Origin of the sequence: Variovorax sp. MHTC-1 (assembly GCF_003984645.1) — a bacterium.
In the GTDB taxonomy this organism is placed as follows: Bacteria; Pseudomonadota; Gammaproteobacteria; order Burkholderiales; family Burkholderiaceae_C; genus Variovorax.
On the sequence record NZ_RWKI01000001.1, the window covers coordinates 19,479 to 37,730 of the forward strand.

Annotated in this window: 14 protein-coding genes; 9 read left to right on the forward strand and 5 right to left on the reverse strand. The window is 68.4% G+C overall.

The window, feature by feature from the left end; all coding sequences use genetic code 11:
• Positions 1-55: 55 nt before the first annotated feature.
• From pstA to phoR, 5 genes are read left to right on the forward strand one after another with little or no spacing between them, the layout of a single operon-like run.
• A complete protein-coding gene (gene pstA, locus EJI01_RS00085) occupies positions 56-940 on the forward strand; it encodes a phosphate ABC transporter permease PstA (RefSeq protein WP_126835091.1) in 885 nt (294 codons plus the stop codon).
• Between the two features lie 5 nt (positions 941-945).
• Positions 946-1,728: a phosphate ABC transporter ATP-binding protein PstB gene (gene pstB, locus EJI01_RS00090; RefSeq protein WP_126835092.1), complete on the forward strand. Its 783-nt coding sequence runs from the start codon at positions 946-948 to the stop codon at positions 1,726-1,728.
• Positions 1,729-1,736: 8 nt separating this feature from the next.
• Positions 1,737-2,438, forward strand: a complete 702-nt coding sequence (gene phoU / locus EJI01_RS00095) for a phosphate signaling complex protein PhoU (protein WP_126835093.1) — start codon at positions 1,737-1,739, stop codon at positions 2,436-2,438.
• A complete protein-coding gene (gene phoB / locus EJI01_RS00100) occupies positions 2,439-3,131 on the forward strand; it encodes a phosphate regulon transcriptional regulator PhoB (RefSeq protein ID WP_126835094.1) in 693 nt (230 codons plus the stop codon). It abuts the gene before it with no gap.
• 42 nt (positions 3,132-3,173) lie between these two features.
• Complete coding sequence (phoR, locus tag EJI01_RS00105) at positions 3,174-4,514, forward strand: phosphate regulon sensor histidine kinase PhoR (protein WP_185878768.1); 1,341 nt, start codon at positions 3,174-3,176, stop codon at positions 4,512-4,514.
• On the opposite strand, the gene EJI01_RS00110 is transcribed toward phoR, so the two are convergent.
• The 3 genes from EJI01_RS00110 to EJI01_RS00120 all read right to left on the reverse strand — a co-directional run bounded on the left by EJI01_RS00110 (position 4,498) and on the right by EJI01_RS00120 (position 7,909).
• Positions 4,498-5,838, reverse strand: a complete 1,341-nt coding sequence (locus EJI01_RS00110) for an MATE family efflux transporter (protein WP_126835095.1) — start codon at positions 5,836-5,838, stop codon at positions 4,498-4,500. The two genes, phoR and EJI01_RS00110, sit on opposite strands and share 17 nt — an antisense overlap.
• Positions 5,835-7,562, reverse strand: a complete 1,728-nt coding sequence (locus tag EJI01_RS00115) for a hypothetical protein (protein WP_126835096.1) — start codon at positions 7,560-7,562, stop codon at positions 5,835-5,837. Before EJI01_RS00115 ends, EJI01_RS00110 begins: the two co-directional genes overlap by 4 nt.
• An 80-nt stretch (positions 7,563-7,642) precedes the next feature.
• The gene (locus EJI01_RS00120; protein ID WP_126835097.1) at positions 7,643-7,909 is read right to left on the reverse strand and encodes a type B 50S ribosomal protein L31; all 267 of its coding nucleotides are present in this window, start codon (positions 7,907-7,909) and stop codon (positions 7,643-7,645) included.
• Between the two features lie 151 nt (positions 7,910-8,060).
• Here EJI01_RS00120 and EJI01_RS00125 point away from each other — a divergent pair, with 151 nt between their 5' ends.
• On the forward strand, positions 8,061-9,122 hold the full coding sequence (locus tag EJI01_RS00125; RefSeq protein WP_126835098.1) for an oxidoreductase: 1,062 nt from the start codon (positions 8,061-8,063) through the stop codon (positions 9,120-9,122).
• A gap of 135 nt (positions 9,123-9,257) precedes the next feature.
• Here EJI01_RS00125 and rho read toward each other — a convergent pair whose 3' ends face one another.
• Both rho and trxA read right to left on the reverse strand, forming a co-directional pair.
• Complete coding sequence (gene rho / locus EJI01_RS00130) at positions 9,258-10,523, reverse strand: transcription termination factor Rho (RefSeq protein WP_093108876.1); 1,266 nt, start codon at positions 10,521-10,523, stop codon at positions 9,258-9,260.
• A gap of 186 nt (positions 10,524-10,709) precedes the next feature.
• The gene (gene trxA / locus EJI01_RS00135) at positions 10,710-11,042 is read right to left on the reverse strand and encodes a thioredoxin TrxA (protein WP_093108875.1); all 333 of its coding nucleotides are present in this window, start codon (positions 11,040-11,042) and stop codon (positions 10,710-10,712) included.
• Between the two features lie 129 nt (positions 11,043-11,171).
• On the opposite strand from trxA, the gene EJI01_RS00140 reads away from it, so the two are divergent.
• From EJI01_RS00140 to EJI01_RS00150, 3 genes are read left to right on the forward strand one after another with little or no spacing between them, the layout of a single operon-like run.
• A complete protein-coding gene (locus tag EJI01_RS00140; RefSeq protein ID WP_126835099.1) occupies positions 11,172-13,721 on the forward strand; it encodes a PD-(D/E)XK nuclease family protein in 2,550 nt (849 codons plus the stop codon).
• A complete protein-coding gene (locus tag EJI01_RS00145; protein ID WP_126835100.1) occupies positions 13,718-16,987 on the forward strand; it encodes a UvrD-helicase domain-containing protein in 3,270 nt (1,089 codons plus the stop codon). Before EJI01_RS00140 ends, EJI01_RS00145 begins: the two co-directional genes overlap by 4 nt.
• Positions 16,984-18,231 (forward strand): TIGR03862 family flavoprotein, encoded by a 1,248-nt coding sequence (locus EJI01_RS00150; protein ID WP_260602250.1) that lies wholly within the window; start codon positions 16,984-16,986, stop codon positions 18,229-18,231. The genes EJI01_RS00145 and EJI01_RS00150 overlap by 4 nt, the downstream gene beginning before the upstream one ends.
• Positions 18,232-18,252 lie beyond the last annotated feature (21 nt).

Here is an 18,252-nt window from a genome sequence, read left to right on the forward strand (position 1 = left end):
CCGCCCGGCCGCCCAAAGGGGCTCGCACCGCAGCGCATAGTGTGGAGGTTTTTTTATGAGCACGGCCGAACGCCTGCTGAGCGCCAAGGCGCTCGACGAAATGCGTGCAGCCAAATTCGCCGGCCGCAAGCGCATCAACATCATCGCGCTCACGCTGTCGCTTTCTGCGATGGCATTCGGCTTGTTCTGGCTGTTCTGGATCCTCTGGGAAACGCTGCGTCTCGGCGTGGGCGGACTGGCGCTGGCCACCTTCACAGAAATGACGCCGCCGCCGAACGAATCCGGCGGCATCGCCAACGCGATGTTCGGCTCGCTGGTGATGGTGCTGCTCGCCACCTTCATCGGAACGCCGATCGGCATCATGGCCGGCATCCACTTGGCCGAGTACAACCCCAAGAGCTGGCTCTCGAACATCATCCGCTTCGTCAACGACATCCTGCTGTCGGCACCTTCGATCGTGATTGGCCTGTTCGTCTATGCGGTGGTGGTGGCGTACTTCAAGTCCTTCTCGGGCCTGGCCGGTGCGCTGGCGCTTGCGCTGATCGTGATCCCGGTCGTGATCCGCACCACCGAGAACATGCTGCAGCTGATTCCGGCCGGCCTGCGCGAAGCAGCCTATGCGCTTGGCACGCCGAAGTGGAAGGTCATCCTGAGCATCACGCTGCGCGCCGCGCGCGCCGGTGTGGTCACAGGCGTCCTGCTGGCGGTGGCGCGCATCGCGGGCGAAACCGCGCCGCTCCTGTTCACCGCGCTCAGCAACCAGTTCTGGACCTCGGACGTGACGCAGCCGATGGCCAGCCTCCCGGTGACCATCTTCAAGTTCGCGATGAGCCCGTACGAGAACTGGCAGAAGCTTGCCTGGGCCGGCGTGTTCCTGATCACCGTCGCAGTGCTCGGCCTCAATATCCTCGCGCGGATCCTGACGCGCAACAAACTCTGAACATCATGCCAACCACCATCGCTGCGCAGCCGTCGCGCGCCAAGATCTCGGTCAAGGACCTGAACTTCTACTACGGCAAGTTCCACGCGCTCAAGAGCATCAACCTCGAGATTCCCGAGAACAAGGTGACGGCCTTCATCGGGCCGTCGGGCTGCGGCAAGTCGACCTTGCTGCGCACCTTCAACCGCATGTTCGAGCTCTACCCGGAGCAGCGTGCCGAGGGCGTCATCGCGCTGGACGGCGAGAACCTGCTGACCTCCAAGCAGGACGTGGCGCTGATCCGCGCCAAGGTCGGCATGGTGTTCCAGAAGCCGACGCCGTTCCCGATGTCGATCTACGACAACATCGCCTTCGGCGTGAAGCTGTTCGAGAACCTGAGCGCTTCCGAGATGGACGACCGCGTCGAATGGGCGCTCAAGAAGGCCGCGCTCTGGACCGAGGTGCGCGACAAGCTGCAGCAAAGCGGCTCGGGCCTCTCCGGCGGCCAGCAGCAGCGCCTGTGCATTGCGCGCGGCATCGCGATCAAGCCCGAGGTGCTGCTGCTCGACGAGCCGTGCTCGGCGCTCGATCCGATCTCCACGGCGAAAATCGAGGAGTTGATCGCCGAGCTGAAAAACGAGTACACCGTCGTCATCGTGACCCACAACATGCAGCAGGCGGCACGCTGCAGCGACTACACCGCCTACATGTATCTCGGCGACCTGATCGAATTCGGCGCGACGGAAGAGCTGTTCTTCAAGCCGAAGCGCAAAGAGACGGAAGACTACATCACCGGCCGTTTCGGCTAGGAGGCACCATGACCGAAAAACATCTCTCCAGCCAGTTCGACACCGAACTCAACGCCGTCTCCTCGCGCGTGATGGAGCTAGGCGGCATGGTCGAGTCCCAGATCCATCAGGCCGTCTATTCGCTGTCGCAGTTCGATCCCGAGGCGGCCGACCGCGTGATGGAAACCGAGCACCGCGTCAACGCGATGGAAATCGAGATCGACCGCGAGCTGTCCTCGATCATCGCGCGGCGCCAGCCGACGGCGCGCGATCTGCGCCTGCTGATCGCGATCTCCAAGACCACCGCCAACCTGGAGCGCGTGGGCGACGAAGCCAACAAGATCGCGCGCATGGTCAAGAAGATCATCGAGAGCGGTTCGGCCCGTGCGCTGCCTTCCATCGAGCTGCGCGTTGCGGCCGATCTGGCCTCGGGCCTGCTGCGCAAGGCGCTCGACGCCTTCGCGCGCCTGGACACGGCCGCGGCGCTCTCGATCCTGAAGGACGACGACCTGATCGACAAGGAATTCGACGGCTTCGTGCGCAAGCTGGTCACTTACATGATGGAAGACCCGCGCACCATCTCGGCCAGCCTCGACCTGCTGTTCCTGGCCAAGGCGATCGAGCGCATCGGCGATCATGCGAAGAACATCGCCGAGTTCATCATCTACATCGTCAAGGGCGCCGACGTGCGGCACACTTCGATGCAGGAAATCGAAAGCGCACTTCAATAGATGAAGAAGCCCCGCGTCCTGATTGTCGAAGACGAGTCCTCGATCGCCGAGCTGATCGCCGTCAACCTGCGCCACAACGGCTTCGAGCCGATCTGGGCGGAGGACGGCGCGGCGGCCCAGCGCGAGCTCGATGCCTTTCTGCCCGACCTGGTGCTGCTCGACTGGATGCTGCCGGGCCAGAGCGGCCTGCAGCTGGCGCGCCAGTGGCGCAAGGACCCGCGCACCAAGGCGATGCCGATCCTCATGCTGACCGCGCGCGGCGACGAGCCGGACAAGGTGGCCGGGCTCGACGCGGGCGCCGACGACTACATCACCAAGCCCTTCTCGACGCAGGAGATGCTGGCCCGCATCCGCGCCGTGCTGCGCCGCCGCGCGCCCGAGGCCGTGACCGAGCGCGTCGAGATCGGCGAACTCGTGCTCGACACCGCGACGCACCGCGTGACATGGCAGGGCACATTGCTGAAGGTGGGCCCGACCGAGTTCAAGCTGCTCGGCTACCTGATGCAGCATGCCGAACGCGTGCACAGCCGCGCGCAGCTGCTGGACAAGGTGTGGGGCGACCACGTCTACATCGAGGAGCGTACGGTCGACGTGCACGTGAAGCGCCTGCGCGAATCGCTCGGCCCGGCCGCGCCGATGGTGGAAACGGTGCGCGGTGCAGGCTACCGGCTCACGGCCCAGGCCACGGTCTGACGGACGGTGCTGGGGCTGGTCCCGGCGGGATAATGGGCCGGAATGCCGTTTCGTATTGCAACCTTCCTGATGGCCTCCCTGATCGGGGGGGCTGCTGCCGTGGTGCCTTTCGGCTGGCGCTTCGTATGGTTGGGCGCATGGCTCGGCGCGGTGCTGTGGCTGGTGCTCGACGCCTGGCGCGCGCAGCAGCTGTTGCACGTGCTGCGCAACGATGCCACGGGCCTGCCATCGCGCGGCCCCGGCGTCTGGGGCGAGCTGGCTGAACGCATCCGCAAGCTGCTGCGCACGCGGGAGCAGCAGGCGCGGCAGGCCGAAGACCGTCTGCAGGAGTTTCTGGCCGCGATCCAAGCTTCTCCCAACGGGGTTGTGCTGCTCGACGAACAGGGGCGCATCGAATGGTGCAACCAGACGGCCGCCGGGCAGTTCGGCATCGACGCCGATCGCGACCTGCTGCAGCACCTCGCGAACCTGGTGCGCGATCCGGCGTTCGTCGCCTATCTAGCCTCCTGGAACTACAGCCGCGACGTGGTGATCGATGCGTCGTCGCAGGCGGGAATGCATCGCGGCCATCCGGTCCGGTTGTCGGTGCAGGTGCATCCCTATGCCGGCAATCGCCGCATGCTGCTCACGCGCGACATCACCTCGCTGGAGCAGGCCGAGGCCATGCGGCGCGATTTTGTCGCCAACGTCTCGCACGAGATCCGCACGCCACTCACTGTGCTGGCCGGTTTCGTCGAGACCCTGCAGAACCTGCCGCTCGATGCCGAGGAGCGCGCCCGCTATCTGGCATTGATGGGCCAGCAGTCGCACCGCATGGAGACGCTGGTCAACGACCTGCTGACGCTGTCTCGCCTCGAAGGCAGCGCGACGCCGCCGGCCAACCGCTGGACCCGCGTGCGGGCGCTGATGGCGCAGTGCGAGGACGAGGGCCGGGGCCTGTCGAGCCGGCTGGCATCGCAGGGCCATCGCCTGTCCTTCTCGGTGGAGGCCGATTCCGAGATCGCCGGCGCCCCGACCGAGCTGCAGAGCGCGATGTCGAACCTGCTGAGCAATGCCATCCGCTACACGCCCGGCGGCGGCGAGGTGGCGGTGAGCTGGCGCCTCTTGCCCGACGGCCGGGGCGAGTACGCGGTGCGTGACAGCGGCCCGGGCATCGCGGCCGAGCACATTCCGCGGCTGACCGAACGCTTCTATCGGATCGATCGCAGCCGTTCGCGCGAAACCGGCGGCACCGGGCTCGGCCTGGCGATCGTGAAGCACGTCGCGCAGCGCCATGGCGCCGAACTGCGCATCGAGAGCACGGTGGGCAAGGGGTCGCGCTTCGCGCTCGTGTTCCCGATCACGCGCCTGCGGCAGGCGGCTGCGCTCAGCGCCGTCGCCTGAGCGTCGACCAGAGCAGCGCGAGAAACAGCGCCGCCGTGAGCGCGAGCGCCAGCGCGCCCATGAGCCAGAACGCGAGCGGCGACTGCATGGCCGGCCAGGGGCCGATGCCGCGATAGGCCAGCAGATAACTGCCGCCGAGCCCCACGCCCCAGAGCAGCGTGCAGTAGAGGACCAGCGGCATCACCGTGACTCGGTAGGAGCGCAGCACGAAGGCGCACAGCGTCTGCAGCGCATCCACGAAATGGTAGGCCGCGGTGGCCAGCAGCAGCGTGGCGCCGAGCGCCACCACGGCGGGATTGCCGGAATAGATCGAGGGCAGCTGCCAGCGCAGGCCTGCCATGGCTGCCGCGAACAGCAGCGCACAGAGGACAGTCAGCTCGAAGCCCTTGACGCAGGCGCGCCGCGCCAGCGTGGCGTTGCCGGCGCCGAGCCAGAAGCTCACGCGCGCACTCGTGGCGATGGCGAGCGACAGCGGCATCATGTAGGCGACGGCAGTGAGGTTCGACGCGATCTGGTGGGCCGCCGATGCAGCCGTGCCCAGGCGCGCGATGAACAGCGCCATCAGCGTGAAGGAGGTCACCTCCACCAGCACTGCCAGCCCGGCCGGGACGCCGAGCCGGGCGAACTGGCCGATCTGGCGCCAGTCGGGCGCCTCGATGCGCCGCCAGAAGCGGTACTCGCGGTAGAGGGGTTGGCTGCGCAGCAGCCAGATCGCGCAGGCGAGCATCGCCCAATTCACCGCCAGCGTCGCCCAGCCGCAGCCTGCCAGGCCCATCGCAGGCCAGCCGGCGCCGCCGAAGGTGAACCAGATCGACAGCGGCAGCTTGAGGCAGAGCGAGCCCAGCTGCAGCCAGGTCACCAGCTGGGGCTTGCCCAGGCTCTGGTTCAGCGTGCTGAAGAGGCGAAAAAGCAGCGCAGGAGGCAGGGCGAAGGCGAGCACGCGCAGGTAGGCCTCGACGTCGGCCCGCATGGCCACCGGCACCTCGGCCCAGCCCAGCAGCGGCGTGGGATGCAGCAGCACTGCCATGCCGAGCACGATCGCGAGGCCGCACAGGTAGAGCGACTGCCGCACCGAGCGGCCGACCTCCGCCGTGCGCTGTGCGCCATGCAGCTCGGCCCACACCGGAAGCAGGGCCTGCAGCATGCCGATCAGCGAGACGAAGACGCTGATGAAGATCGCCGAGCCCACCGCGAGCGCGGCGAGAGCGCCTTCGTCATAGCGGCCGGCGACGATGGTGTCGGTGACGCCGAAGGCCATGACGGCGAGCTGGCCGACCAGCACGGTCGCTGCGTGCCGTGCGATCACCCGCCGTTCGCTCGTCAAGGATTGATTCTTTGGTAGAGCAACAGATCGTCGCTCGCGCTGGTCGGGCGGCGCAGCGTGCCGATGAAGCGCCAGCCCTCGAGGTTCACGATCTTGTGCAGGCGGCCGATCGCCTCCGGGCTGGCCAGCAGCCAGGGGCAGGGCTGGGATCCGGTCAGGGGCTGCAGGTTGAACTGGCCGTGGTGGCGCAGCGCTGCGATGTGAGGCCGGCTCAGCGCGATCTCGGAGATGCACACCGGTTGGCCGACCTGTTCCGAGATGGCACGCACCTGCGGCACGTAGCTGCGCGCGTAGTCGAGCACCGGCAGCCACAGCGTCATCAGCAACATCCAGCAGAGCGCCGCGCCGCCGCCCGGCAGCACCAGCGTCTTCCAGAGCGCCGCCCGGTGCCGGCCGGTGCGCCAGCGCACGAGCCAGGCCCAGGCCAGCGTCGCAGCCAGCGCAAGGATGAAGGCGGCTGCCGAGAACTGGGGCACGAAGCCGGGCGCCAGTTTCGCCACGTTGGCCGCCGTCTTCGCCGGTACGCCGGTCTGCATCGCGACCCAGATCACCCAGATGATGATCGCCGAGCCGCTGAAGAATAGCAGCGTGAACCAGTCGATCAGCGCTGCAACGCTGCGCCTGAAGGTCGGCAGCGCAAAGGCTGCCAGCGTTGCGAAGGCGGGCAGGGCCAGCAGCAGCGAGCGTTCTGAAAAATTGGTGGTCCAGGTCGCGGCCAGCGGCACCAACGCAAACCACAAGGGCAGCGCGACATGGCGAGCAGTGAGCTGCCGGCGCCAGCGCCACAACGTCCAGAGCGCAAGCGGCCAGGCCGGCCAGGTGAACCACAGGAGCAGCTTGGCCTGGCTGCGCACTTCGCCGAAGACGCTGGTTCCGGCCTGGCTGCCGGGCAGCTCGATCTTCCACTGCAGGAGGCCCAGCCCGGCGGCCAGCAGCCCGGCCAACACTGCCGCCCCCAGGATCGACGCGATCGCGCCGATGGAATACCTGGGTTCGTCGTCCGGCGTCGCCTCTGCACTGCGCCGGCGTTCGGCGGCGAGCAGGGCCGCGCAGCCGATGCCCAGCGCCAGCCCGACAGTCGGCCCGCCGCCCAGGGTCATGCCGACGCTCCCGATCACGAGTGCGATCAGGGGGGCGACACGCCGGTAGGGCAGCGCTGCGACGCCATAGAACAGGTGCGAGGTGAAGAAAAGCTGCGCCAGCGCAGGCGTGGTTTCATGCCCCAGCTGGGCGAGCCCGAGGCAGGCGATCAGCGCCAGCAGCGCACCGTCCGCGATCGCGCGCGCATAGTCGGTGGGGCGCGCCTCGCCGCCGAAGGCAAAGGCCACCGGCTGCGCCTGTGTCGTGCGGGCGAGGTAGTACACCGCATACCAGGTCGCCGTGAAAGTGCCCCAGAGCAGGAGGGCGAAGGCGATCCGCACCGCGAGGTCGGGATGCACCCATGCGGGCGCGATCTTGATGGCCCACGCGCCGATCCAGTAGGGGATCAGGGCGGGCGTTTCGGGCCGCAGCCCGAGCAGCATCGGGTCGAACCAGCGCGCCAGCCCTTCGGTGCTGCGCGCCAGTTCGGCCATGTAGCCGAAGGCCGCGATGTCGGCGCTCTTCCAGGGTCCGCGACCCAGCAGGCCCGGCATCAGGTAGGCCGCGCACAGCAGCAGCAGCGCAAGGCGCGGCAGGCGGCGTACGGCGCTCTGAGCAACGATCGCTGGCGTCGGCTGGTTCAACGGGGGAAGTGAAGTGGTTGGAAGGAAAGAAAAAGGGCAGCGCGGTAAACCGGGCTGCCCTCGACCTGGAAGTGCCTGCCTTACTTGGAGGCGGCGCCGGTGGTCTTGCCGAAGCGGTTGCGGAACTTCTCGACGCGGCCGCCCATGTTATCGACCGACTTCTGCGTGCCGGTGTAGAAGGGGTGCGATTCGCTCGACGTGTCGAGCTTGTAGAGAGGCAATTCGCGACCGTCCTTGGCCTTGCCCATTTCCTTGGTGTTCGCGCACGAACGGGTCACGAACTCGAAGCCGTTCGACAGGTCGACGAACAGAACTTCGCGGTAGTTCGGGTGAATGCCTTCTTTCATGATCTTTCCTTTGGTCGATGCGAGAGCCACATAGAGTCCACATGGAGGCCCCAATGAGCCGGAACCCACCCGGCACGGCACCGGGCTGCACTTTTCGCGAAGCCCGCAATTATCGCATACTGGGCATCCATAGTGCCAGACCTTCTTTCCCATGAATTCACGCCCCGTGCGCGCCGGCCTCGTCGGCTTCGGCTTCGCCGGCCAGACCTTTCATGCACCGGTCCTCTCGGCCGTTCCGGGGCTGCAGCTGGGGGCGGTGGCCAGTTCACAGCCGCACAAGGTGCATGCCGACTGGCCCGGCGTCGAAGTGGTGCCCGATGTGGCCGCCTTGCTGGGCCGCGCCGACATCGACCTGGTCGTGATCGCCGCGCCCAATGCGCAGCATCACCCGCTGGCCAGGGACGCGCTCGCCGCGGGCAAGCACGTGGTGGTCGACAAGCCCTTCACGCTCGATGCGGCCCAGGCCCGCGACCTGGCCGAACTGGCACAGCGCAAGGGCCGCCTGCTGTCGGTCTACCAGAATCGCCGCTTCGATTCGGACTTCCTGACGCTGCAGGGGCTGCTCGCGAGCGGGGAGCTGGGCCGCCCTGTCTACTTCGAGTCGCACTTCGACCGCTTCCGGCCCCAGGTGCGGGAGCGCTGGCGCGAACAGCCGGTGCCGGGAGCGGGCCTGTGGGTGGACCTCGGCGCCCACCTGGTCGACCAGGCGGTCCAGCTCTTCGGCCGGCCCGACACGCTGCAGCTCGACACAGCGGCGCTGCGCGACGGGGCGCTGGTCGAAGATTACTTCCATGCGGTGCTGCGCTACGAGACCGGCGCGCATGCGCCGTTGCGCGTCGTGCTGCACGCGACCACGCTGGCGGCCCATGCGGCGCCGCGCTACATCGTGCACGGCACGCGCGCCAGCTATGTCAAGCGGGGAGTCGATCCGCAGGAGGACGCATTGCGCGCCGGCGGCCGACCGGGCGGCGAAGGGTGGGGTGCCGATACGCTCGACGGCGAACTCACCGTGCCAGCCGATGAGGGCCAAGCGCTGACGCGCAAGGTGCCGACGCTACCGGGAAACTACGTCGCCTACTACGCCGCACTTCGCGACGCAATCCTGGGCAAGGGCGAAAACCCCGTACCGCCCGAGCAGGCGGTCGAACTCATGGAACTGCTGGACCTCGGCCGGCAAAGCGCAGCCGAGGGCCATGCGCTGCCGACCCGCTGATCAAAGCTCGAGGCAAGCGCGAAGCGAGGCCTGCTCGTGAAACACTGCGGAACCGGCTTTGCCGGGCCGCTGGTGTTGCCCCCGGTAGGGGGTGGCGAAGCGACACGAAGTGCGCGCAGCCTGGGGGCGAGCTAGTTACCCCCCGCGACGCATCATGTCGAAGAACTCGACATTGGTCTTGGTCGCCTTCATGTTTTTCAGCATGAGCTCCATCGCCTCGATCTCGTCCATGTTGTACATGAGCTGGCGCAGGATGCGGGTCTTCTGCAGGATCTCGGGCGGCAGCAGCAGCTCCTCTCGGCGGGTGCCGCTGCGGTTGAGCTGGATCGAGGGGAACACGCGCTTCTCGTAGAGGCGGCGGTCGAGGTGGATTTCGGAGTTGCCGGTGCCCTTGAACTCTTCGAAGATCACTTCGTCCATGCGGCTGCCGGTATCGATCAGCGCCGTGCCGATGATGGTCAGCGAGCCACCTTCTTCCACATTGCGCGCAGCGCCGAGGAAACGCTTGGGACGCTGCAGCGCGTTGGAGTCCACGCCGCCGGTCAGCACCTTGCCCGACGAGGGCACGACATTGTTGTAGGCGCGGGCGAGGCGGGTGATCGAGTCGAGCAGGATCACCACGTCCTTCTTGAGTTCGACCAGCCGCTTGGCGCGCTCGATCACCATCTCGGCCACATGCACGTGGCGCGCAGCGGGCTCGTCGAAGGTCGAGGCAATGACCTCGCCCTTCACGGTGCGCTGCATTTCGGTCACTTCCTCGGGCCGCTCGTCGACGAGCAGCACCATCATGTGGACCTCGGGGTAGTTGGCGCTGATCGCATGCGCGATGTGCTGCATCATCACCGTCTTGCCGCTCTTGGGCGGCGCCACCAGCAGCGCGCGCTGGCCTTTGCCGATCGGCGCGATGATGTCGATGATGCGGCCGGTGATGTTCTCTTCGCCCTTGAAGCCGTCGCGCTCGAGCCGCATCAGTTCCTTGGGGAACAGCGGGGTGAGGTTCTCGAACATCACCTTGTGCTTGTTCTGCTCGGGCAGGCCGTCGTTGACCTTGTCCAGCTTCGTCAGCGCGAAGTAGCGCTCGCCGTCCTTGGGCGTGCGCACTTCGCCTTCGATCATGTCGCCGGTGTGCAGATTGAAGCGGCGCACCTGGCTCGGCGAGATGTAGATGTCGTCGGTGCTGGCGGTGAAGCTGGTGTCGGGACTGCGCAGAAAGCCGAAGCCGTCGGGCAGGATCTCGAGCACGCCATCGGCGAAAACCTGTTCGCCGGCCTTCGCGCGCTTCTTGATGATCGCGAACATCAGCTCCTGCTTGCGCATGCGGCCGACGTTTTCGATCTCAAGCGCTTCGGCCTGCTTGAGGACTTCAGACACGTGGAGTGCCTTGAGTTCGTTTAAGTGCATGGAATGACCCCGTGCGGGGAAATCTTGTCGGAAAGAACCAGGGGGGAGGTTTGATGAGAGGCGAGAGATGCCTCACAAACCGGGGAACTCGAACCGGGTGCCTGGAAGGGCCGGTGATCTGCGAGGATTATGACAGGAAAAGCGAGGCTGCCGGCGCATTGCGCGCAGGCAGCCGGGAATCGACGCTCAGGCGAGCTGCTGGTCGATGAAGGCGGTGAGCTGAGCCTTGCTCATCGCGCCGACCTTGGTCGCGGCCAGCTGGCCGTCCTTGAACAGCATCAGCGTGGGGATGCCGCGGATGCCGAACTTGGCGGGGATGTCGCGGTTCTCGTCCACGTTCATCTTGGCGATCTGCAACTTGCCTTCGTAGGTGTTGGAGACCTCGTCGAGGATGGGCGCGATCATCTTGCAGGGACCGCACCATTCGGCCCAGTAGTCCACCAGCACGGGCTTGCCGGACTTGAGCACGTCGGCTTCGAAAGAAGAGTCGGAGATGTGTTTGATGAGTTCGCTGGCCATGGTGTGTGTCCTTCTGCGCTGAAAGTTTCGGTGCAGCTAAAGTGCGGGTCATTGTGACAGAAACCAAGTGCCGGCGCGGTCGGCGCGGACGCTATGGCATCGATAGCCAAAGCCCTACACCCACATCCGATGCAGTCCTCTGAGCGCCACCCCGCGCATGCGCTTTGGTGCGACCCGGTCCATGGCCTCGTCGGCCGGATTTCGCGCGTGCTGGCGGAGCGCGGACTGCATGCCGCGCGTACCGTGGTGCTGGTGCCCTATGCACAACTGATGCAGGTGGCGCGCGCCATGTGGGCCGCCTGCGGCACGCCGGGCTTCGCACCGCGCTTCGAGACCACGCGCAACTGGGCGCGCAGCGCCGGCGGCTTCGTGCCCGGCGTGGACGACATCGCCTTCGACATGGCGCGCGACCTGCTCACCGCGCAGTCGCTGCTGTCGCGCGCGGGCCTTGCGGCATCGCGCGTCGCGCTGGCGGGCCGGCTGGTCGAGATCGCGCTGCAGCTCGCGCCACTGGCCGCGGCCGAGCATCCGATCGAACGCGCGGCCTGGGCGGATCGCGTGCGCGGCGCCATCGATGCAGGCAAGGGCTCGGAGTGGTTCGGCATCGAGAGCGCGCTGAACGGCATCGCGCTCGCCTGGGCCGCCAGCTCCGCCTATGCGACCGACGTACTGCTCGGCGGCGGCGCGCTGGCCCAGGTCGACCAGTTGATCGTGCTCGACGGTCTGCAAAGCGATCCGCTCACGAACAAGCTCGCGGCGCTGTTCGGCGAGCGTGTGCTGCGGTTGCCGCTCGCGACGCTGGACGCACCCGAATGCACCGCGGCCCTGCATCCCGCGGCCGATCCCGAAGACGAAGCCCAGCGCGCCGCTGCCTGCGTGCTGCGCCACCTGGCCGAGGGCCGCGCGCCCGTGGCGCTGGCGGCCACCGACCGTGCGCTCACGCGCCGGATCAGTGCCCAACTGGCCGCCCAGGGCGTGATGCCGCGCGACGAGACCGGCTGGAAACTTTCGACCACGCGGGCGGCTGCCACCCTCATGAGCGCGCTGCGCGCCTGTGCCCATGATGCGTCCAGCGACCAGGTGCTCGACTGGCTCAAGAGCGCGAGCGCCCTCGACGGCCGTTCGGTCCGGGCGCTGGAGGCGCGTCTGCGCGATCGCGGCATGCGTGACTGGCACAGCTGGTGCGCCTTCGTTGCGGCGAGCGAGAAGCCGCGCGACCTGGGCCTGCTGCCATTCACCAACGACGTCGAAGCGCAGCGTGCGACGCTGGCCCGTGCCCGGCCGCTTGCCGAATGGCTCGCCTCCACGCGCGCGCTGCTGGAGGCCGGCGGACAATGGCCCGCGCTGCATGCCGATGTGGTCGGCATCGAAGTCATCACGGCGCTCTACCTGGAGGCCGAAGAAGGGGAGATTCGCGGTGCACGCTGCACGCTCGCAGAGTTCACTGCCTGGGTGCGCGACGTGCTCGAAGCTGCCAGCGTGCGCCTGCCTTCCGACGCGGATTCGCCGCAGGTTGTCGTCCTGCCGCTGCACCAGTTGCTGGGGCGCGCCTTCGGTGCCGTCGTGGTGCCCGGCTGCGATGACCAGCGCCTGCCCGCGTCGCCCGAGCTGCCCGGCGACTGGAACCCGGCGCAGCGCCTCGCGCTCGCGCTGCCTTCGCGCGAAGCGCTGGAGACTGCCCAGCGCGCCGCATGGGCCATCGCGTTGCGTGCGCCGCATTGCGATCTGCTGTGGCGCCACTTCGATGCCAGCGGCGAACCCGTGCGCCCCAGCGCGCTCGTGCAGATGCTGCAGCTCAACCGTTCGGCAGCCGACGCCACCGACCCGCGCATGCCGGTGCAGGTGGCCGCGCGGCCGACGCCGCGGCCGCAGCCGCACGGCGATGCGCTCGTGCCCGTCACGCTGTCGTCGACGGCTTACGAGGACCTGCGCCGCTGCCCCTACCGCTTCTTCGCGTTGCGCCAGCTCGGCCTGCGCAGCAGCGACGAACTCGATGCGGAAGTCGACAAGCGCGACTTCGGCAACTGGCTGCACGCGGTGCTGGGCCATTTCCACGAAGCCTTGAAAGAGGCACCTACCGCGGCGCTGCCGGCGCGGCTCGCGCTGATGGCTGCCGCGGAGCGGGAGGCGACGCGCGAATTCGGGCTCTCGGAGGCAGAGTTCCTTCCTTTCGCCGCAGCCTGGCCCGCGGTGCGCGACGGCTACCTGGACTGGCTGGCGGGGCACGAGGCGGATGAGGGCGCCGTGTTCGTCGAGGCCGAGCCGTGGAAGGAGGTTCCGTTGGGCAGCGTGAAACTGGTCGGCCGTCTCGACCGCGTCGATGCCACGCCCGATGGCCGGGCCTTCGTGATCGACTACAAGACCGAGTCGGTCGACAAGACGAAGGATCGCGTCAAGGATCCGACCGAAGACACCCAGCTCGCCTTCTACGCCGCGCTCTTCCCCGACGACAGCTTGCGTGCCGCCTACGTCAACGTCGGCGAAAAGGCCTCCGGCACGCGCACCGTCGAGCAGATCGACGTGATCGCCGCGCGCGATGCGCTGGTGGACGGCGTGATGGACGACCTCGCACGCATCGGCCGCGGCGCTCCACTGCCTGCGCTCGGCGAAGGCACCGTCTGCGAACACTGCGCCGCCCGCGGCCTGTGCCGCAAGGACTTCTGGGAGCTGGCGGAATGAGCGTTGCCGCCTATGAGCACAATGGCGCCCCCGTCGCGCGCGACCGTTTCTATGCGATCGCCTGCGACCCGCGCCGTTCCGTTGCGGTGGAGGCCTGCGCGGGCGCCGGCAAGACCTGGATGCTGGTGTCGCGCATCCTGCGCGCCTTGCTCGAAGAAGGCGAGGGCGCCTGCGCGCCGCACGAGATCCTCGCGATCACCTTCACGAAGAAGGCGGCCGGCGAGATGCGCGAGCGGCTGGACCAATGGCTGGAGGCCTTTGCCGGCCGCCCGCTGGAACAACTCGTGCCCGAACTCGTGATGCGGGGCATGGACCGTGCGGCCGCCGAAGCCCGCGCACCGCGGCTGCAGGGGCTCTATCGCGAGTTGTTGTCGAGCGGCCGGCCGGTGCAGTTCCGCACCTTCCATGCCTGGTTCGCCGGCCTGCTGCGCAGCGCTCCGGTAGCGGTGCTCGAGCGGCTCCGGCTGCCGGCCAACTACCAGCTGCTCGAAGACGATGCCGAGGCGCGCGCGCGCGTCTGGCGCCCCTTCTTTTCGGCCGTGGCGGCCAACGCCGAGGCCTCCACCGACTACCACGCGCTGGTTGCGACGCATGGCCGTTCGCAGACAGCCAAGGCGCTGGACGACGCGCTCACGCGGCGCGTCGAATTCGCATTGGCCGACGCGCATCACGCGGTCGACGAAGCCGTGGTGCCGGTGGGCGTGATGTATCCGGCGTTCGAGGGCGCCGATTCGCCCGAAGAGGTCCTGCTCCATGACCCGGCCTTTCGCAACGCGCTTGAGGCCGCCGCGCGCGCGCTGGGCCGTGCGAGTGCGCCGACCTTTTCGCAGAAGGGCATCGAGCTCGAGCAGGCGCTGACCGAGGGCCGCGCCGCAGGCGTGCTCGAGGCCCTGCTCACCCAGAAGGGCGAACCGCGCAAGTTCAGCGAGAAGCTCGCAGGCTTGGCGGAGGTGCGTGCCGCGCAGGAGCGCGCGCTGCAGTATTGCGCCGCACAGGCGCAGCACGCCGCCTGGCTGCACCAGCAGCGCATGGCGCGGCTGACGCGACTCCTGATCCGCTCCTTTGCCGAGGTCAAGGCCGCTCACGGCTGGGTCGACATGAACGATGTCGAGCAGGCCGCCCATCTGCTGCTCGGCAACTCGGAATTGTGGGGCTGGGTACAGGAGCGCCTCGATGCGCGCGTGCGGCATCTGCTTGTCGACGAGTTCCAGGACACCAATCCACTGCAATGGCAGGCGCTCCATGGCTGGCTCGGCAGCTATGCGGGTGCCGGCGGGCGCCGCCCGGGCGTGTTCATCGTCGGCGATCCGAAGCAGAGCATCTATCGCTTTCGCCGCGCTGAGCCGCAGGTGTTCATCGCGGCCAAGCAGTTCGTCCAGCAAGGGCTCGGCGGCGACCTGCTCAACTGCGACCACACGCACCGCAACGCGCAGGCCGTGGTCGGCCTCGTCAACGCGGTGATGGGCGATGCGCAGCAGGCCGGCGAGTTCGGCGGCTTCCGCGACCACACGACCGAATCGCGCGTGTCCGGCCAGGTGCGCAAGCTGCCGCCGATCGCGCGGAACGCGGTGGTTTCCGCCGATGAGGGCAGTGGTGTCGACGAGCATGGCGCGCTGCAGTGGCGCGACAGCCTCACCATCCCGCGCGTGCTGCCCGAAGAGCGGCTGCTGCAGAAGGAATGCCAGCAGGCGGCCCGATGGATTGCCGAGCGCATTGCGGGCGGGCTCGCACCCAGCAGCATCATGGTGCTGGCGCGCCGCCGCAGCCGGCTGGCCGTGCTCCAGGACGAGCTGCGCAAGCTGCACATCGCGGTCCAGCAGCCCGAGAAGAACGAGCTCAACGACGCGCCCGAGGTGCAGGACATGGTGGCGCTGCTCGATGCCTTGGTTTCGCCGGACCACGACCTCTCGCTCGCTCGTGCGCTGAAATCGCCGCTGTGGGACATCGAGGACGATGCCCTGGTGCAGCTGGCGCTGCGCCAGCGCGCCCGGCCCGCGAGCTGGTTCGAGCTGCTCCAGGCGCCCGAGCTGCCTGAGCCGCTGGCCGGCATCGGTCCGCGCCTGCGGCAATGGCAGCAATGGCTGGCCGCGCTGCCGCCGCACGATGCGCTGAGCGCGATCTATCACGACGCCGACGTGCTCGCCAGGTTCGCGGCGGCGGCACCGGCCGCGCTGCGCGCCGGCGTGCTGAGCAACCTGCGCGGCCTGGTGGCCGCATCGCTCGAACTCGATGGCGCGCGTTTCGCGACGCCCTATGCGCTGGTGCGCGCGCTGCGCGCCGGCGGTTTGCGCGCACCGTCGATCGCCGCAGCCGATGCGGTGCAACTCCTCACGGTCCACGGCGCCAAGGGGCTCGAAGCCGAGCTTGTGCTGTTGCTCGACACCGACGCGGAGGCTCAGCGCGCGCAGACCATGGGTGTGCTGGTGAAATGGCCGGGCGATGCGGCGGCGCCCGAGCGCTTCGTCTTCGTCGCGAGCGAAAGGAACCCGCCGGCCTGCAGCATGGACGATCTTGCCGAAGAGCAAGCCGCCAGGCACCGCGAGGAGATCAACGCGCTGTACGTGGCGACCACGCGCGCAAGAACCGAACTCGTGCTGTCGGCCGCGGCCGCCGCGCGGCCGAATGACCAGAGCTGGTGGGCGCGCCTGGAGGCGCGTTGCGAGCCGATCCTCGATGTGGCGGGCGCCGTGCCCATCGCCGCCCCGCAGGCGCCGGCTAGCTTCGGCATGCTGAAGCTGCCTGCGCTGCCTGCGCTGCCTGCGCTGCCCGCCGTGCCCGAGCTCACGCCGTCCATCGAGCGCAGGATGCCGGCCGCCGACACGCGCGCCTCGGCCTTCGGCCAGGCCATGCACCGCCTGCTCGAATGGTCCCTGCCCGGCGCGCCGCTGCCGCCGGCGCACGTGCGCGCCGCGGGCCGCGAGTTCGGGCTCGACGCCGCCGCCGCGCGCGCCGCCGCCACGATGGCGCAGCGCATTCGTTCGGGCGCCGGTGCCTGGGCATGGGATGCCGCGGCGCTCGACTGGCACGGCAACGAAATCACGCTGATCCACGAGGGGCAGACGCTGCGCATCGATCGCCTGGTGCGGCATCGCGAAAGCGGCGCCTGGTGGGTGCTCGACTACAAGTCCGCCGCCCGCCCGCAGCACGATGCCGCGCTGATCGCGCAGCTGCAGCGCTATCGCGAAGCGGTGCAGGGCGCCTACCCCGGCGACACGGTGTGCGCGGCCTTCCTCACGGGGCAGGGCGAACTGGTGACCCTCGAATGACGAAAAAGAAAATGAAGGTCGCCGTGGTCGGCGGCGGCCCGGCCGGGCTGATGGCGGCCGACGTGCTGAGCGCGCAGGGCGTGGAAGTGCATCTCTACGACGCCATGCCCTCGGTCGGACGCAAGTTCCTGCTCGCAGGGCGCGGCGGCCTGAACCTCACGCACTCCGAACCCTTCGACAGCTTCGCCGGCCGCTTCGGCGAGCGCCGCGCGCAGATCGAGCCGCTGCTGCGCGCCTTCGGCCCGGAGCAGCTGCGCGAATGGGTCCACGGGCTCGGGATCGAAACCTTTGTCGGCACCTCGGGGCGGGTGTTTCCCACCGACATGAAGGCTGCGCCCTTGCTGCGCGCGTGGATGCATCGCCTGCGCGCGGCCGGCGTGCGCTTCCACATGCGTCATCGCTGGCTGGGCTGGCCCGATGCAGCAGCGACGTCGACCGCGCTGCGCTTCGCGACGCCAGCCGGCGAGATCGACATGCAGGCCGATGCCGTGGTGCTGGCGCTCGGCGGCGCCAGCTGGTCGCGGCTCGGCTCCGACGGCGCCTGGGTGCCGTGGATCAGCGAGCGCGGCGTGGCGGTGGCGCCGCTCGCGCCGGCCAATTGCGGCTTCGACGTCGTCTGGACCACGCATTTCGCCGAGCGCTTTGCCGGCCTGCCGTTCAAGTCGGTCGCCATCTCCTTCACCGACTCCCGCGGCCGCCGCTTTGCGCGCAAGGGCGAATTCGTCGCGACCGCCACCGGCGTCGAAGGCAGCCTGATCTACGCGGCTTCAGCGCTGCTGCGCGACGAGATCGCAGCCCAGGGCAGCGCCACGTTGCTGCTCGATCTGCTGCCCGATCGCAGCGCCGAGCAGGTGCGTGCCGCCGTGCTGCATCCGCGCGGCGCGCGTTCGCTCGCCAGCCATCTGAAGAGCCGGCTCGGCCTCGAAGGCATCAAAGCCGGCGTGCTGTATGAAGTGCTCCCGCGCGAGCAAATGCATGCACCGGAGAAGCTCGCCGAGACGATCAAGGCGGTGCCGCTTCGCTTGATTGCGCCGAGGCCGATCGATGAAGCGATCAGCACGGCAGGCGGCGTGCGCTTCGAAGCGCTCGATGCCCACCTGATGAGCCTCGCGCTGCCCGGCGTGTTCTTCGCGGGCGAGATGCTCGACTGGGAAGCGCCGACCGGCGGCTACCTGCTCACCGCCTCGATGGCCAGCGGCACGGCGGCGGCGCACGGCGTGATGTCGTATCGGAGTACGAACTGAATACTTCCGGTTGACGTGCAT

Bases quoted from the DNA above. Each gene is read 5' to 3' on its own strand.
- rho (WP_093108876.1), bottom strand. From the start codon at position 10,523: ATGCACTTAAACGAACTCAAGGCACTCCACGTGTCTGAAGTCCTCAAG.
- phoU (WP_126835093.1), top strand. From the start codon at position 1,737: ATGACCGAAAAACATCTCTCCAGCCAGTTCGACACCGAACTCAACGCC.
- EJI01_RS00150 (WP_260602250.1), top strand. From the start codon at position 16,984: ATGACGAAAAAGAAAATGAAGGTCGCCGTGGTCGGCGGCGGCCCGGCC.
- pstB (WP_126835092.1), top strand. From the start codon at position 946: ATGCCAACCACCATCGCTGCGCAGCCGTCGCGCGCCAAGATCTCGGTC.
- phoR (WP_185878768.1), top strand. From the start codon at position 3,174: ATGCCGTTTCGTATTGCAACCTTCCTGATGGCCTCCCTGATCGGGGGG.
- phoB (WP_126835094.1), top strand. From the start codon at position 2,439: ATGAAGAAGCCCCGCGTCCTGATTGTCGAAGACGAGTCCTCGATCGCC.
- EJI01_RS00145 (WP_126835100.1), top strand. From the start codon at position 13,718: ATGAGCGTTGCCGCCTATGAGCACAATGGCGCCCCCGTCGCGCGCGAC.
- pstA (WP_126835091.1), top strand. From the start codon at position 56: ATGAGCACGGCCGAACGCCTGCTGAGCGCCAAGGCGCTCGACGAAATG.
- EJI01_RS00120 (WP_126835097.1), bottom strand. From the start codon at position 7,909: ATGAAAGAAGGCATTCACCCGAACTACCGCGAAGTTCTGTTCGTCGAC.
- EJI01_RS00125 (WP_126835098.1), top strand. From the start codon at position 8,061: ATGAATTCACGCCCCGTGCGCGCCGGCCTCGTCGGCTTCGGCTTCGCC.
- trxA (WP_093108875.1), bottom strand. From the start codon at position 11,042: ATGGCCAGCGAACTCATCAAACACATCTCCGACTCTTCTTTCGAAGCC.
- EJI01_RS00140 (WP_126835099.1), top strand. From the start codon at position 11,172: ATGCAGTCCTCTGAGCGCCACCCCGCGCATGCGCTTTGGTGCGACCCG.